This window comes from Meiothermus sp. (genome assembly GCF_026004115.1).
In the GTDB taxonomy this organism is placed as follows: Bacteria; Deinococcota; Deinococci; order Deinococcales; family Thermaceae; genus Meiothermus.
The window spans coordinates 57,802-74,094 of the sequence record NZ_BPIM01000001.1; the positions used below are offsets into that span (position 1 = coordinate 57,802).

The following is a 16,293-nucleotide window of genomic DNA, read 5'->3' on the forward strand; positions in this document are numbered from 1 at the left end:
CCCCAAACTTCATAGAATAGGGACGGGTTTAGGGGTTACAACAAGGCTCCTGTTTTTTTGGCCCTCGACCCTGTACCCTTGGCTCTCGACCTTTTCCTATGCGACTTTTCACCGCCCAAGCCATGCGCGAAGCCGACCGTAAGGCGATTGACCTGGGCTATCCCAGCCTGCTCTTGATGGATGCCGCCGGTAGGCGCACCGCCAAACGTCTGCTGCAGTACTTCGCGGGTCGCAAAATTGTGGTGCTTTGTGGCAAGGGCAACAACGGCGGCGATGGCCTGGTCGCGGCCCGCTGGCTGGCCCACTGGGGTCACGAGGTCGCGGTGTATGCTGCTGAGGGCCAGGAAGGCGATGCGGCCATGGCCCGACAAGCGCTGCAGGCCTACGGCCTGGAAATAGATCCCCTCTCGGTCTGGGAACCCCAGCCGCACAGCGTAGTGCTGGATGCGCTGTTTGGCACCGGCCTAAAGGGGCCACTGGAAGGTTTTTACGCTCTGCTGGTGGAAAGAATCAACCAATCTGGGCTGCCCGTGGTGGCCGTGGACATGCCCTCGGGCCTCCCCTACCAACCCCATATCCGCGCCAACCTGACCGTGGCGCTGGCGGGTCTGAAAAACGAGCACCTGTTTTATCCCCACCGGACCGCCTGTGGCCGGATTTTACTCGATTCCATCGGGATGCCGCCCAGGGCTCTGGACAACCCGCACCTGCCCGAGCTGTTATCTAGCGCGAACATGCGTGCCCTGCTGCCCACCCGCCCCGGCAACGCGCACAAAGGCTCGGTGGGGCGGGTGCTGGTGGTGGGGGGGTATCGGAGCTATACGGGTGCGCCCAGCCTGGCCGCCCTGGGGGCGTACCGAACCGGCGCCGGGCTGGTCACGGTGGCCTATCCCGCCGACTGCGACGTAGTGCCCCCTTTGGAGGCGGTGCGGCTTCCCTTATTCGAATGGAACACCGCCAACCTGCAGATGGCCCGGGCCGAGGCGGTGGCGGTAGGGATGGGGGCCGGGGAAGGTGGGGTGGAGGCGGCCCTGGCTGCCTTAGGGCTGGCCCGCCCCACCGTACTCGACGCGGACGCCCTGCACGAGCGGGTATTGCGGGCCTATGCCCAGTCGGGCCTGCCCAGCATCCTCACCCCCCACCCCGGCGAGGCCAGCCGGCTGCTGGGGCATTCAGCCGAGCAGATAGCCCGGTTTCCCCTCGAGGCCGCCCAGACCCTGGCCCAGCGTTACCCGGGCCTGGTGGTGGTGCTCAAAGGGGGGCCTACGGTGCTGGCCTGGACGCCCCCAGGCACTTCAGAAACCCGGCTGGCCGTCAACAGCACCGGCAACCCCCAGATGGCCACCGGCGGGATGGGCGATGTGCTGGCGGGGGTGATTGCCGCCCTTTTAGCCGCAGGCTTATCGGCCTGGGACGCCGCCCGATTGGCGGTGTATCTGCACGGGTTGGCGGGGGATCGAAGCCAGAAGCCGGGCCTCCTGGCCCACGAAGTGGCCGAGACCCTGCCGGAAGCAGTAGAGCAGCTGCGTTCAGGCTCCGCTAGGGATTTTTGGGAGCCGGGGTACGATTAACACCCAGCAGCAACACACTCATGGCCAGCAGCCACAGGATGTCATAGACCACAATGGACCATAGCGCCGGGGGCACACCGCCCAGCACGTAGATCACTCGAGCCAGGCTGCCCAAGACCAGCGCCCACACCACCCCTTGCAGGTATCGCCCGATGCGCCCCCCCGCCAGTACCGGCGTTTGCTGGACAAAAAGCAGGGTCAGGTAAAAGGCCACCCCAGCATAAATCAGTTCAATCAGGCTCAGGGGCCGGATCAGGGTAGTTAGGGCCGAAAGCAATACCCCGCCCAGCACGGCCACCAGGGCCAGGCGCTGGAAAAACCCCAGGGGATAGAAACCATGGCCTTCCATGCGGAAAGGCAGCAGGGTGCCCATTAGCAAAAAGAGGGCCACCCCCACCAGGTAAATCACCTCACGAACGGCTTGGGTACCGATGCCGGTGGCTACGTTGTAGGTGAATAGCAGATCGCCCACTCCCAAAAACAGCAAGCCCGCCGCCAGGCCACCCAGGGCCGGGCGAACAATGGCCGGTGAGCGGGCAGCAACCCACCCCAGTGCGTAGGCCCCAAGAAAGTTAGAGAGGCTTACTGCAAGGTTGCGAGCATAAGAGTCGCTCAGCAAACCCAACAACCAGACCAGCCACAAAAGCCCCAGCAAAGCGTAAGTCATCATTAATAGCGTTATCATACGCCTTCCGTTTGTGGTTGCGTGTCAAGGCTCAAAAGCTGCCCTCGGCAAAAGCGAATCGCCGCTATAGCGTTGGGCGCAGCAAGCGGTCGAAAAGCGTGGCCGCGTTGGGCTCGAGGCTTTCGCTCATCCAGCGGCGCAGGGCTTTCTCCAGCGAGGCGGGGTCGTCGGTGGTATGGATACTGCGCAGGCGCTCGAGGGCCGAAGGAGCGCCGCGCCCCATGTATTCTTTGAGCACTTCCTGTGCCGCATTCCAAACTACGCTCAATCGAATGGCCCTTTGCTCCCGGTCTTCTTGCCGGGCCTGCTCGAGCAAATCGGGCGGCGCTTTGCTGGGGGCCTGCACCAGGTGCAGGTGACCCTCGCGAAACTCGGTGGGTAGCTCTCCGCCAAAAAGGCGCTTTCCTCTGGCAAAAAACCAGGCCCGCCCCACCAGGCCATCCTCCCATACCAGCGCACCGGTAAACTGCTCCTGTACCAGCGAATCCACCAGATCCGCCACCACCACACTGCTGGCAGCCACAGCGGTAATACGCAACAAACCCTGGGTGAGGGCTACCACCGGGGGCAGATCGTCGGGTTGCAGCCGGTAGAGCGATAGGGTGCCCTGGCCAAACTCGCGCTGTAAGGCCCGGTAGGCCACGGTGCCGCAAAGGTGGCCGTAGGTCGTCTGTCGCCAGGCCTCCAGGAGCCGCCCACGATAAAAGGCCAGCCAGCCCCGCTCTTCACCCGAAAAATGGGCCAGCGCGTAGCCGCAAAAGCTGTCTCCCAGCAGCCGCTCGACCAGTTCTGAAGTCAGCAGGCCGCCCGGCACACTCTCGGCCAGGGGATCGTGCTGGGGCAAAAAGCTCAGCAAGTAGCCCATCAGCGCAGGAGAGATGTGGTCGAGCAGACCCCGGTTCTCGCTCACAGCCCCCCCTGCACCGATGCCTGACCCGGCGAAGATGCATAAATGCCCAATCTGCATAGGGCACGATAGCGCGCAAGAACTACAATCCACATACCGAACAAGGCCAGGCCCCCATCCTGCTTCATACCCACCACACCCTGATATACCACTGTACATATCTCAGCCTTGGTGCCATTTGTTCGCTCACAAACATGATCAAGCAATGCGAGAAGGGCTTTAGTGCCCATAATATGTTAACGGGCAGTGTACCACGTCACCCGCCGGGATTATGACTTGAGTGCGGCTCTAACACCAGCGAATCTCTGTGGCAGTTTTTGAGCATTGCACAGGTTCGGCCAGAGGTTATGATGACATAACCGCCCCAGGCGGGAGAGCTATGTCCGACGAAACCCTGTATGTTCAAGTTCCGGCCACCCTGGCCAACCTGGGTTCTGGCTTCGATGCCCTGGGGGTCGCCCTCGATCTATACCTCGAGGTCAGCGCCTCACCCGCTCCCAGCGACCAGTTGCACTACTCCGGCCAGGGACATGTACCCAATACCCCCCACAACCTGATCCACCAGGGCTACCGGACTGCCTGGCAGGCCCTGGGCGAAGCCAATCCGCCTACCCTTGCGATCCAGGCCCACAACCCCATTCCGCTGGCCCGCGGGATGGGCAGCAGCTCGGCAGCTCTGGTCGCCGGAGCTGCACTGGCCGATCTGCTCTCGGGGCATCAGCTTGGCAAAGAAGGCATATTCGCGGTCACTGCCGCCCTCGAGGGCCACCCCGACAACGTAGCGCCTGCGGTGTATGGGGGCTTTGTGGCGGCTCTGGCCGACCCCCCCCTGGCTTTGCCTCTGCCCTCCCCTAAAGGGCTGGTTTTTGTGCTGGGGGTACCGCCTTACGAGGTACCTACGCCGTTGGCCAGGTCTGCATTGCCCAAAACCATTCCCCTTGTCGATGCCGTATACAATTTGGCCCGCAGCGCACTCTGGCCCGCAGCCCTCTATTCAGGGCGTCTGGAGGCCTTGCGGGAAGCCGCAAGGGATCGCCTGCACCAGCCCTACCGGGCGCATCTGATGCCGGGCCTCGAGGCGACACTTGAACAGGTTTATGCTGCGGGTGCGCTGGCAGCTTTTGTAGGGGGGGCCGGCCCGACCCTGGCTGCACTGGCCGAAATCCACCATACAGAGGCCATTCGCGGGGCCATGCAAGGCTATGTGGGGCAAGGCTCCACCCTGGTGCTGGGGCTGGGGGAGGGTTTGCGGTGGAAGGCAGTTTCGGTACCATCCCGCTGAGCGATGTCCTGGAGATGATCCACGCCAACCGTGGAACCGGGGTTTTGCACCTGGATAGCGGCAAACTCCCCTTGCATTTGCACTTTGAGGAGGGCGAGGTGGTCGGGGGGGGCATCCTGGACTGGGAGGGCTTCGAGGCCATCTCGACCTTCCCGCTGCACCCCGAACAAGGCCACTTCAAGTTTGAAGCAGACCATGTTCAGGGCCATCCGCTGATGCCCTTCAAGGCCTTCATGGGAGAATGGGCCCGCATGAACGACCAGTGGGCCCGCTTTCGCAGTGTGCTGGACTCCCCCAGCCGGGTTCTGGAAACCCCCCGGGCGATAGAGCCTTTTGCGGTCTTTGTGGGGGGCAAAAGTGTGCGTGCTGCGGCTAAGAGCTGGGGGGTTCCACTCATCATCGCCACCGAACGGGCCTGGCGAGGGCTGCGGGAGGGCGACCTGACCAAACTGCGCAAATACGCCTGGTTTGCCCTGCGCATCCGCCACCCTTCGGCCCGCCGAACCCAGGCGGGCATCCGCGACCCCAGGGATATGACAGTATTGCTGGATGGCAGCCGCAACCTTGGCGAGCTTATACACGCTGGACTTCCCATCGCCCAGGTTCGCAACTACCTGATCCAGCGCATCAGCAGTGGAGAACTCGAGGCCCCCGGAAGGGGATGGATTCTGCGCGACCTGCTGTGGGAAATCGAGGCTGAACAGAACCCGCAGAAGTAGTCCAGAAGAAGCACCACGATTCTTGTGCGCGGGTAACTTTTTTTGCGGTACGTTTTGAAACACGTTGATTGTCCAAAATTGCGATCTGCAGCCCATTGGGAGGCACTGAAGTGCATGCTGAATTCTTGGTTACCAGACCACTAGCGGTCGCAAGCGTTCTGGCCGATGAGATGAGGCCTATCTCAAGCCGGGCAACCTGCACAAACCCTGCCAGTCTCAGTGACTATCGGCAATGGGCGATCTGCTATCGGTTATGGACTTTAGACAAACCACCCTCCGCCTTTAGCTTTGGTATACCGTGTCCTACAATAGCTCTTGTGAGTGTAAGCGCACCGCGTGACTTCTTCGCCGAGCAAGGCATCGAACCTCTGACGGCCCAGGGCTACCGGCGGGCGGCCCGGGTAGAGGCTTTCCCGTATCTGAAGGCCCTTTCGGAGCGGGTGCTGGTCTACGACGGGGCCATGGGCACGGAAATTTTCAAGTACAACCTGAGCGACGCGGATTATGGGGGCGAGCAGTATAGCGGTTGTCCTGAAATTTTGAACCGCACCCGCCCGGATGTGATCGGTGCGATACACCGCAGCTACCTCGAGGTCGGCGCGGACGTAATCGAGACCAACACCTTTGGCTGCTTGCCCCATGTGCTTTCCGAGTACGGCCTGGAGGCCGAGGCCGAAGACCTGGCCTTTGCCGCCGCCCAGATTGCCCGGGAGGCCGCTGAGGCGTACTCGAGCAAAAAGCCCCGCTTTGTGGCGGGGTCGCTGGGGCCCGGCACCAAGCTCATCTCGCTGGGGCAGATTGGCTGGGGTGAAATGTTCGAGTCCTACCGCACCGGTGCCCGGGGCCTCATACAGGGCGGGGTGGACCTGCTCATTATCGAGACCTGCCAGGACATCTTGCAGGTACGCTGCGCGGTGCTGGCCGCCCGGCAGGCCATGCAGGACGCCGCTCGCGAGGTGCCGCTGCAGGTGCAGGTAACGTTCGAGGCCACCGGCACTCTGCTGGTCGGCACCGATGACAGCGCCGCCCTGACCGTGCTGGAGAGCCTGCCGGTAGATGTGGTCGGGATCAACTGTGCCGTAGGCCCCGACCTTATGGACTCGCACATCCGCCATTTCTGCCAGCACAGCACCCGCTGGGTGAGCTGCCTGCCCAACGCGGGCCTGCCCCGCAACGAGGGGGGCAAGGCGGTATTTGACCTCACCCCCGCCGAACTAGCCCGCTGGCAGCTCAAGTTTGTGCAGGAGTACGGCCTGAACGTAGTAGGGGGGTGTTGCGGAACCGGCCCTGCGCACATCCGGGCGCTGGCCGAGGCCCTACACGGAAAAGACATTCCTGCTCTGCGCCATAGCCAGCCAACCCCCAGCGCCTCTCCTTTGGGCCAGGTCGCTAGCCTCTACCAGAGCGTGCCGCTCAAGCAAGATACCGGCATTCTGATTGTAGGAGAGCGCACCAACGCCACGGGGAGTAAGAAGTTCCGCGAGCTCTTGTTCGCCGGAGACTTCGACGGGATGACCGAACTGGCCGCAGAACAGGTGGCCGAGGGCGCCCACGTGCTGGACGTATCGGTGGCCTGGACCGGGCGCGACGAAGTGCGCGACATGCGCGAGGTGCTGAGGCGCTTTGCCACCAGCGTACCTATCCCCATCATGATTGACTCCACCCAGCCCGAGGTGATGGAGGAGGCCCTGCTGCACCTGGGCGGGCGGGCCATTCTGAACTCGGTAAACCTGGAAGATGGCCTGGAGAAGTTCGACCGGGTGGCAGCCCTGGCCAAGCGCCACGGGGCCGCGCTGGTGGCCCTGACCATCGACGAGGACAAGGAAGCCGGCATGGCCAAAACGGTGGAGCGCAAAGTGGAGATTGCCCTGCGCATGTACGAGCGCCTCACCCAGGTGCACGGCATTCCGGGGGAGTCCATCCTCTTTGACTTGCTGACCTTCCCCATCACCCAGGGCGATGAGGACACCCGCAAGCTGGCCTTATGGACCGTTGAGGGTATCCGCCGCTTGCGCGAGCAGCTCCCCGAGGTGGGTTTCATCCTGGGCATCTCCAACGTTTCGTTTGGGCTCTCGGCGCAGGCCCGGGTGGTGCTTAACTCGGTCTTCCTGGACGAGTGCATCCAGGCCGGCCTGACCGCGGCCATTCTGAACGCCGGTAAGATTCTGCCCATTAATCAGATTCCTAAAGAGCAGTACGAGCTGGCCCTGGATCTGATCTACGACCGTCGGCAGTTTGGCGCGGACGGCGAGGTGACCCACGACCCCCTGTTTGCGTTTGTGGACTACTTCGCCAAGAACAAGGTGGACAAGGCCCTGGCCAAGGATCCGCTGGCCGGGCTCCCCCTCGAGGAGCGCCTGCAAAAACGCATCATCGAGGGCCGTAAGGTGGGCCTCGAGACCGACCTCGAGCTCGCCCTCACCCGGTACACGCCGGTAGAGATTATCAACCAGATACTCCTGGAGGGCATGAAGGTGGTGGGTGACCTGTTCGGCGCAGGCAAGATGCAACTGCCCTTTGTGCTGCAAGCCGCCGAAACCATGAAGGCCGCCGTGCGCTACCTCGAGCCCAAAATGGAAAAGCTGGAAGGCGTGCACAAGGGTACCATGGTACTCGCTACAGTAAAGGGCGATGTGCACGACATCGGCAAGAACCTGGTGGACATCATCCTCTCCAACAATGGCTACAAGGTGGTCAACCTGGGCATCAAGAAGCCCATCGAGGAGATTCTGGCAGCGGTAGAAGAGCACCGGCCCGATGCGGTGGGCATGAGCGGCTTGCTGGTCAAGAGCACCGTGGTGATGAAGGAAAACCTGGAGTATATGGCCGCTCGGGGGGTAAGCCTGCCGGTGGTGCTGGGTGGGGCGGCGCTCAACCGGCATTATGTGGAAAACGACCTGCGCCAGACCTATACCACCGGCCCGGTTTTTTACGCTTCTGACGCCTTCGACGGTCTGCAACTGATGGAAGAACTGACGGGCCATGCCCCGCCCCGACTCACCAGCCGCGAGGTCAGCGGACACAAATACAAAACCGCTTACGAGATTTTGCAGGAGAAGCTGATGGCCGGTTCAGAATACATCCCTTCCAACACCCCACCGGCTCCCCGCATCCCCCGGCCCCCCTTTTGGGGGCGGCGGGTGGTGGATAGGAGCGAGCTCGAGATCGGGGTCATCTCCCGCTACGTCAACAAGAACGCACTCTTCCGGGGGCAGTGGGGCTTTCGCAAGGGCGAGATGAGCCAGCCGGAATACGAGGCCTATCTGGAGCGCCTGGCCGAGCCGATGTTCGAGGACATGGTGCTCCAGGCCATGGGTGAAGGCTGGCTCGAGCCCGCCGTGGTCTATGGCTACTGGCCTGTGGCCTCGGATAAAAACGAACTGATCGTCTTTGACCCGGCCACTGGGGCCGAGCGCTTCCGCTTCAACTTCCCCCGCCAGATGGGCGCGGGCTCCCGCCACTTGTGCATCGCCGACTTCTTCCGCCCCCGCTACGCCGATCCCCTGAGCCAGGAGCAAGACTGGATTCCACAGGCGGCCTGGGATAATGGCGCCCGCGACGTGCTGGCCGCCCAGGTAGTCACCATGGGCCGCAAGGTCTCGGAGGTAGCTCAGGCGTTGTTCCAGTCCGATGCCTATCAGGATTACCTGTATTTGCATGGCTTCTCGGTGGAGATGGCCGAGGCCCTGGCCGAGTACTGGCACAAGCGCATCCGACAGCAGTTGGACATTGCCCAAGGCGACGCCACAAACCTGGAGGAGCTTTTCCGGCAGGGCTACCAGGGCAGCCGCTACAGCTTTGGCTACCCGGCCTGCCCTCGCCTAGAAGACCAGCGCTATTTGCAAGACCTGCTCCAGTGGCAGGAAATTGGGGTCGAGTTAAGCGAAGAGTACCAGCTTCACCCCGAGCAATCCACCAGCGCTATCGTGGTACACCATCCCTCGGCGCGCTATTTCAACCTGTAATACCAGATTCGGTTATTTCGGCGCCGGATGGCGGCGAACTAACCGGGCCGAAGTTATCCGCGTAGCGGAGGGCGATACCGCCCCTTGGAAGTTATCCGCGTAGCGGAGGGCGTAAGCCCCTTGGAAGGCAGACGCTTTCTTCGCCGACCGTTCGGAAGGGGTGTGCTCTAGGATTCAAAAAGATAGCCTCTGGGGGATCTTTGGTTTGGATGATTATCTTTTTGAATCCGGTATAAAGGGTGAGGTTTCCTGATTCAACATAGCCTCCAATGCTTGTAGCCTCGCTTCCAGCGCATCTCGGGTATCGGCCCGCAGGGTCATGTGCCCCACCTTACGCCCGGGGCGCACCTCCTTGCCGTACCAGTGCAGGTGGGCCCCGGGAATTTCCAGCACGCGCATAGGGTTGGGCTGCAAACCAATCAGGTTCAGCATGGCCGAGTGGCCCCGGGCTGCCGTAGAACCTAAGGGTAGGCCCAGTACAGCCCGCAGGTGGTTTTCGAACTGGCTGGTCTCGGCTCCTTCAATCGTCCAGTGGCCCGAATTGTGCACCCGGGGGGCCATCTCGTTGGCCCAAAGAACGCCCTCGACCTCGAACAGCTCGATGGCCAGCACCCCCACATAGTCCAGTTTTTCCATCACCCGCAGGGCAAGGTGCTCGGCCTCGTGCTGTAGACGGGCCGGGGTGGCCGGGGCAGGGGCCAGGCTTTTGCGAAGGATGCCGCCCTTGTGGTGGTTTTCCACCAGGGGATAAAAAGCCACCTGACCGCTTCGGCTGCGCACCGCCAGAATGGACAGCTCGCGCTCGAAGGGCACAAAAGCTTCCAGAATAAGGGGCTGTCCCCCGAGCTGTAGCCAGGCGGTCTCGAGGTCGTTCGACGAACGCAGCAGCTTCTGGCCCTTGCCGTCGTAGCCCAGCCGCCGAGTTTTGAGTATGGCCGGAAAGCCGGTGCGCTCGAGGCCATCCAGCAGGTCGTTTTGGGTCAGCACCGGATAAAACAAGGGGGTAGGAATACCCAGCCCCTGAAAAAAGGTCTTTTCGTCCAGTCGATCCTGCGCTACCTCGAGGGCTGCCGGCGGCGGGTAAACGGGTCGGCGTTCGGCCAGCCAGTTCGCCGCCCCCACCGGTACGTTCTCGAACTCGTAGGTGATGAGCTCGAGGCCCTCGGCAAAGCGGCCCAACACCGCTTCGTCGGCATAATCGCCCTGCACCAGCTCGGCCAACTGGCCCGCCGGAGCCTCCGCCACCCGATCCAAGAAGCGAAAGCGCAGCCCCAGGGGGTACCCTGCCAGGGCCAGCATTCTTCCCAGTTGTCCACCGCCCAGAACCCCTATCCGCACACCTATAGCCTACTCGAGGTAGATGGAAGAGCCCAACACCCCCGGCAGGGTCGGGGCGTAAACCCTCGCAAACCTCAGCCAGGAGCGCTTCAAGCGCTTAGTTAGGGTTCACCGAGCCCAGCACTAATCCTCTGCCTTGATGGCAGGGAGGAACCACCGCTCGATAGACCGCGGCGGCCAGTCTTCAATCGGGGTCGGGTGACCCAACAGGTATCCTTGTACCAAGTCGCAGTCGTTTTCACCAAGCCACTCGAGTTGCAGCGGGGTTTCGACCCCCTCGGCCACCACCTCGGCCTCGAGGCTGTGCGCCAAATCGATGGCCGCCCGAACCAGCTTCTCGTCGCGCACGCTGGTGCCCAGGTAGCTAATAAAGCTGCGGTCAATCTTCAGGCGATCCAGCGGAAGCTGGCGCAGGTAGCTCAGCGACGCATAGCCGCTGCCAAAATCGTCTATAGCCACCCGAACCCCCAGGCCTTTGAATACGCTCAGCACTTTACGGGCCTGTTCGGGTTCACGCAACACCACACTCTCGGTGATCTCGAGGGTGAGCCAGCGGGGGTCTATTTCAGCGCTGGCCAGTTGCTGCAACAGCTCGCGAACCACCTCGGGCTGCACCAACGACTGGGTGGAGATGTTGAGCGACACGTAGTAGCGTTGCCCCGCTTGATGCCAGCTCTTTAGTTGCAACAAACCTTTCTGGAGCGCCAATAGATCCATCTGCTCCACCAGGTGCACCTCCTCGGCCAGCGGCACGAACTCCGAAGCGCTCAAAACCCTTCCCTGGTAGGGCCAGCACAATAAAGCCTCGGCCCCCTCCAGGCGGCGCTCTTTTAGGTGCCAGATGGGCTGATAAAGAAGTTGGAGCTGTTGGCCCTGGGTGGCCTTGCGCAGATCTGCCTCGAACTGCAGCCGCTCGTTGGTGTAAGGGCTTTTGGCCGCATCGTAAACAACCACCCGGCTGCCCGAGTCCTTGGCCTGGTACATGGCAATATCGGCCACCTTGAGCAATTCCACAAAACTACTGCCGTCTTTGGGAAAGCTGGCAATGCCCACGCTCACGCCCAGGTTGGGCAGGTTGAGCGTAATGTTATCCCCGCCAAGGGCTCCCCGAATGGCTCGAGCCATACGAAAGGCCACCTGCTGGGCTCGCTCTGCTTCGGTGTTGTACAAAATGCAAGCAAACTCGTCGCCCCCCAGTCGGGCCAGCATATCCTCGGCGCGGAGTTGTTTGCTCAAGACCTGTGAAACCTCTACCAGCAGCTCATCGCCCACATCATGCCCCAGGGAGTCGTTGACGGTTTTGAAATTATCCAGATCGAGGTACAGCAAGCTAAGCGGCACATCCTGCTGGGCCGCCCTGGTCAGCAACGCTTCAGCAGCCCGCCGCAGCGCCCGGCGGTTGGGCAGCTTGGTGAGTTCGTCGTGGTAGGCCATGTATTCCACATAAGCCTGTTGTTGTTTGCGCTCACTGGTATCCCGCATCCCCACCACAACGCCCTGCAAAGCCCCCAATTCATCCCATACAAAATTAACCAGGCTCTCAATCCAAACCCGGTGTCCATCCTTGTGTCGGCAACTGCACTCAATCTTGCAGGCCCGCCGCTCCTGAATGGCTTGGCGGCCCTGCTGCCGAATGGCCCGCCACTGGGCTGCATCGGCCAGCATCGAAACGGGGCGGCCTACCAGCTCCTCTGGCGCAAAACCCAGGGTCTGCTTTACAGAAGGGGTCGCATACTGCACCCTGCCATATGGATCGAGCAGCAAGACCACATCCTGAATGGAGTTGGTAATCTGGCTCAGGCGATACTCGCGTTCCCGTAGGGCTTCTTCGGCTTGTCGCCGCTCGGTGACGTCGCGCCCACTCACCACGCTACCCGTAGGATTGCCCTTTTCGTCAGTGATGAAGTTGACCAGGGTGTCAATCCAGATATAGTGGCCCTCGGCGTGCCGGTAACGGCCCTCGAGGCGGTAACCCCCTCCCCCGGCCAGGCCCTGCTCGGCCAGCTGCATGGCCTTGGTGCGGTCTTCGGGCACCAGAAAATCGAAAGCCGGCTGACCCAGCATCTGCTCGGGTTTGTACCCCAACAAACGCTCGACCGAGGGGGTGACATAGCGTATATAACCCTTCGAGTCGGTCAGGGCCACCACATCCTGCATGGCATTGGTAATTTGCCGCAGCATTTGTTCACTTTGGCGGAGTTGTTCCTCGGCCTCGCGTCGGTCTTGAATCTGGCGAGCACCCAGTACCATACGCAATGGCTGACCCTCCGGGTCGTAGATGAAGTCGAGCTGGGTCTCGAGCCAGATTCTTGAACCATCCCTGTGGCGGTGCTGGTACTCCAGGCGCAAGGGACGCCGCCCTTCACGGGCCGCCCGCACCGCCTCCAATACCCATCCATGGTCTTCCGGGTCGAAAAAGTCAAAGGCGCTCCGTCCCAGCAGCTCCTCGGGGTCGTACCCCAGGGCAGCCTTGACCGAAGGGGTCACGTACTCAATGGCTCCTTTCAGGTCGAGCATCATCACCACATCGCGCATGGAGTTGGCCAGCTCGCGCAAGCGCTGCTCGCTCTCGCGCACGGCCTGCTCGGCCTGGTAACGCTCGGTGACGTCCCGAATCCCTACTACGGCCCCCTGGAAAACGCCCTCGGGCGAAAAAAGGAAGTTGATGGAAGCCTCCAAAATCCGCTGTCGGCCATCAGGGTGTTGATAGGAAAAGCCCACCTGGGCTAAGTGTTTTTCGGGTGTGGCCTCGCGGATCATCCGCTCGTAGATGCGCTGTTGTTCTGAATCCAGCAGGCTGTACACCGACCGGCCCACCACCTCTTCTGGCTTCCATCCGGCCACCGGATATACCGAGGGCGTCGCATACTGAATGAGGGCATTGGCATCGGTCAGCAATACCACGTCCTGCACGGTCTGGACAATCTGGCGCAGCAGTCTTTCACTTCGTGCATGCTCCTGCTCGGCCTGCTCGAGCGCAGTAATATCTTGCCCGATGGAGGTAGTGCCCACCACCTGCCCCTGCGCGTCGCGCAACAGGGCATTCTTCCACACCACCTGCCGCAGTTCTTTATGGCGGGTCAGGATGCTGTTTTTGTACTGGAGCATGATGGTGCCTTGGGCCATTTGTTGATGAAAAATCTCCTTGACCCCCTCATGCTCCGGCACGAATAAATCAAACCAATCACGCCCGACCACCTGGGGCCATGTCCAGCCAGTAAGCTCGAGCAAATACCGGTTACAAAAAACAATGCGGCCCTGCCGGTCTAGCCTGACTACCAGCAGTTCCATTTCGTCGAACGCGCGGTCGGCCTGGTGCCCCTGAAGCGCACGGCGACCCTCGAGCACCGCCAGCCTCCAGTACAGCCAGGCCAAAAGCCCTAGCAGCAATGCGCACACGAGGGCCCAGCCCCACCAGCGGGCAGCCACGCCCCACACCAGCAAAACCGCGGATAGCAGCCCTGCTACCAGCCATACCCCGCCATAGGCCCGACTGCCCATGCTCACCCTGCTTAGTTTAGGGCATTGGGCAGGAAAATTCGGCTCATTTGCCCGAAAAAGCTCAGCTCTCGAGGCGGGGGTCGGGCTTGGCCAGCACCGCCTCGGTCTGGGCCTTGCGGTAGTTTGCCAAAGCGGCTTTGCACTTAGGGTACTTGTTGCCCAGGATACCCACCGCTAGTAAAGCCGCATTGACGGCCCCCGCCCGGCCAATGGCCAGAGTTCCCACGGGCACGCCAGCCGGCATCTGCACGATGGACAAAAGGGAGTCCAGCCCTTTGAGGGCTCTGGATTCCACCGGAACCCCCAGCACCGGCAGGCCGGTTTTGGCCGCGGTCATACCCGGCAGGTGCGCGGCCCCACCGGCCCCAGCAATGATGACCTCGAGGCCCCGCGCCTCGGCCTGCTCGGCATATTCAAAAAGCAGGTCGGGGGTGCGGTGCGCCGAAACCACCCGCACCTCGTAGGAAACCTGGAGTTGCTCCAGGGTTTGCGCAGCGTGTTGCATGGTCTCCCAGTCTGACCTGGAGCCCATAATGATCCCAACTAGAGGGTGCGAGGGCAGTTCCATGGCCATTCAGTTTACCGCGGGGGCCGTCCCCGGTTCATCCTGGGCACATCCTGGATAGCCGAAAAACCCGCAAAAGCCCAACTGGGCTGGCCAGGTGAAGGCGATTCCAACCGCGGGCCACGGGTTTCGAGGTAGCCATACGCACGGCAAATACGCACGGCAAAGAAGCTTCGGTTTTATTTAAGAGCTGTTATTCCCCAGGCTAAGTGCCAGTTTAGCAAAAACTGACCATAACACAACCTGGTTTTCCCTGGGCCGGGTTGGCCTAGATTGATTTTTAGCGCCTTGTGCGCAAGGAGCAAGCATGAGCAAAACACCCATCACGGTTGCTTACGGCGATGGCATCGGACCGGAAATTATGCGGTCGGTGCTGCAAATTTTGGAAGCGGGAGGGGCTCAGCTCGAGCCCGAAGTGATCGAGATCGGCGAGAGCGTCTACCGCCGCGGACACACCAGCGGCATCGAGGAGAGGGCCTGGGAAAGCCTGCGGCGCACCAAAGTGTTTCTGAAAGCCCCCATTACCACCCCCCAGGGCGGGGGCTACAAGAGCCTCAACGTTACCGTGCGCAAAACCCTGGGCCTGTATGCCAACGTGCGCCCGGTGCAAAGCTACGAGCCTTTCGTCACCACCAAACACAAGTCGATTGACCTGGTAATTGTTCGTGAAAACGAGGAGGATCTCTACGCGGGCATCGAGCACCAGCAGACCGACGAGGTAGTGCAATGTTTGAAGCTGATCTCCCGCCCTGGCACCGAGCGCATTGTACGCTACGCCTACGAGTTTGCCCGGCGCAACGGGCGTAAAAAAGTAACTTGCATAACCAAAGACAACATCATGAAGCTTACCGATGGGCTATTCCACCGGGTCTTCGATGAAGTCGGGCAGGAGTACCCAGAGCTGCAAAAGGAACACATGATTGTGGACATTGGCGCGGCTCGATTGGCCGAGATGCCGGAGCGCTTCGACGTGATCTTAGCGCCCAATTTGTACGGAGACATCCTGTCGGATATTGCCGCTGAGATCGCAGGATCGGTAGGTTTGGCAGGCTCGGCCAATGTAGGGGATGAGTGCGCCATGTTCGAGGCCGTACACGGCAGCGCGCCGGATATTGCCGGCAAGGGCATCGCCAACCCCTCCGGGCTGTTGCAAGGCGCCATTCTGATGCTGGTGCATATTGGGCAGCCCGAGGCCGCCGCCCGCATCAAGAATGCCTGGCTCAAAACCCTGGAGGACGGCATCCACACGGCCGACATCTACGACGAGCGGGTCAGCGAGAAAAAAGTGGGTACCGAAGCGTTTGCCCAGGCCGTGATCGAGCGGCTGGGCCAGCTGCCTGAGCGCCTGCGACCGGCCAGGTTCGGCGAGGCCAGCAAGGAGCCCATGGTGCCCCTAATGGTTCGCAACCCAAAACCGGCTCAAAAGGAGCTGGTGGGCATTGACGTATTTTTTAACTGGCGCGGCACCAAGCCCGAGGAGCTGGCCCAGCTATTGGAGCCGCTTTCCACCGACAAGCTCAGGCTGGCGCTCATCACCAACCGCGGCGTGAAGGTATGGCCGGGGGGCTTCCCCGAGACCTTCCGTACCGACCACTGGCGGGGGCGTTTTATGGCCCAGAACGGAAGTCCCAACCATAACGATATTGTGGAGCTGCTGGGCAAAATTGCCGCCGCCGGGATGGACTTCATCAAGACCGAACACCTCTATAACTTTGATGGCAAGCCGGGCTATTCGCTGGGGCAAGGGCAGTAGAGCAGAC

The 16,293-nt window shown here is 61.6% G+C and carries 10 protein-coding genes; 5 read left to right on the forward strand and 5 right to left on the reverse strand.

Annotated features, from left to right (window positions below; genetic code table 11):
• Positions 1-98: 98 nt before the first annotated feature.
• Positions 99-1,571: an NAD(P)H-hydrate dehydratase gene (locus Q0X23_RS00290; RefSeq protein WP_297858430.1), complete on the forward strand. Its 1,473-nt coding sequence runs from the start codon at positions 99-101 to the stop codon at positions 1,569-1,571.
• Here the strand turns inward: Q0X23_RS00290 and Q0X23_RS00295 are convergent.
• Together Q0X23_RS00295 and Q0X23_RS00300 are read right to left on the reverse strand one after the other, a co-directional pair.
• Positions 1,540-2,256 (reverse strand): hypothetical protein, encoded by a 717-nt coding sequence (locus Q0X23_RS00295; RefSeq protein WP_297858431.1) that lies wholly within the window; start codon positions 2,254-2,256, stop codon positions 1,540-1,542. The genes Q0X23_RS00290 and Q0X23_RS00295 overlap by 32 nt on opposite strands.
• A gap of 64 nt (positions 2,257-2,320) precedes the next feature.
• Complete coding sequence (locus Q0X23_RS00300; RefSeq protein ID WP_297858432.1) at positions 2,321-3,166, reverse strand: hypothetical protein; 846 nt, start codon at positions 3,164-3,166, stop codon at positions 2,321-2,323.
• Between the two features lie 376 nt (positions 3,167-3,542).
• Here Q0X23_RS00300 and thrB point away from each other — a divergent pair, with 376 nt between their 5' ends.
• The 3 genes from thrB to metH all read left to right on the forward strand — a co-directional run bounded on the left by thrB (position 3,543) and on the right by metH (position 9,129).
• On the forward strand, positions 3,543-4,445 hold the full coding sequence (gene thrB / locus Q0X23_RS00305) for a homoserine kinase (RefSeq protein ID WP_297858433.1): 903 nt from the start codon (positions 3,543-3,545) through the stop codon (positions 4,443-4,445).
• A complete protein-coding gene (locus Q0X23_RS00310; protein WP_297858434.1) occupies positions 4,415-5,164 on the forward strand; it encodes a DUF4388 domain-containing protein in 750 nt (249 codons plus the stop codon). Before thrB ends, Q0X23_RS00310 begins: the two co-directional genes overlap by 31 nt.
• A 317-nt stretch (positions 5,165-5,481) precedes the next feature.
• Entirely contained in the window at positions 5,482-9,129 is a 3,648-nt protein-coding gene (gene metH, locus Q0X23_RS00315) for a methionine synthase (protein WP_374707434.1), read from the forward strand.
• A gap of 213 nt (positions 9,130-9,342) precedes the next feature.
• On the opposite strand, the gene Q0X23_RS00320 is transcribed toward metH, so the two are convergent.
• The 3 genes from Q0X23_RS00320 to purE all read right to left on the reverse strand — a co-directional run bounded on the left by Q0X23_RS00320 (position 9,343) and on the right by purE (position 14,536).
• Positions 9,343-10,467, reverse strand: a complete 1,125-nt coding sequence (locus Q0X23_RS00320; protein WP_297858435.1) for a 5-(carboxyamino)imidazole ribonucleotide synthase — start codon at positions 10,465-10,467, stop codon at positions 9,343-9,345.
• 123 nt (positions 10,468-10,590) lie between these two features.
• On the reverse strand, positions 10,591-13,968 hold the full coding sequence (locus tag Q0X23_RS00325; protein WP_297861135.1) for a bifunctional diguanylate cyclase/phosphodiesterase: 3,378 nt from the start codon (positions 13,966-13,968) through the stop codon (positions 10,591-10,593).
• Positions 13,969-14,029: 61 nt separating this feature from the next.
• Positions 14,030-14,536: a 5-(carboxyamino)imidazole ribonucleotide mutase gene (gene purE / locus Q0X23_RS00330; protein ID WP_297858436.1), complete on the reverse strand. Its 507-nt coding sequence runs from the start codon at positions 14,534-14,536 to the stop codon at positions 14,030-14,032.
• 304 nt (positions 14,537-14,840) lie between these two features.
• Between purE and Q0X23_RS00335 the strand changes: the two genes are divergently transcribed.
• A complete protein-coding gene (locus tag Q0X23_RS00335) occupies positions 14,841-16,286 on the forward strand; it encodes an NADP-dependent isocitrate dehydrogenase (protein WP_297858437.1) in 1,446 nt (481 codons plus the stop codon).
• Positions 16,287-16,293 lie beyond the last annotated feature (7 nt).

Coding starts and splice junctions, on each gene's coding strand:
- Q0X23_RS00290 (WP_297858430.1), top strand. CDS start 99: ATGCGACTTTTCACCGCCCAAGCCATGCGCGAAGCCGACCGTAAGGCG.
- Q0X23_RS00295 (WP_297858431.1), bottom strand. CDS start 2,256: ATGATAACGCTATTAATGATGACTTACGCTTTGCTGGGGCTTTTGTGG.
- thrB (WP_297858433.1), top strand. CDS start 3,543: ATGTCCGACGAAACCCTGTATGTTCAAGTTCCGGCCACCCTGGCCAAC.
- Q0X23_RS00325 (WP_297861135.1), bottom strand. CDS start 13,968: ATGGGCAGTCGGGCCTATGGCGGGGTATGGCTGGTAGCAGGGCTGCTA.
- purE (WP_297858436.1), bottom strand. CDS start 14,536: ATGGAACTGCCCTCGCACCCTCTAGTTGGGATCATTATGGGCTCCAGG.
- Q0X23_RS00335 (WP_297858437.1), top strand. CDS start 14,841: ATGAGCAAAACACCCATCACGGTTGCTTACGGCGATGGCATCGGACCG.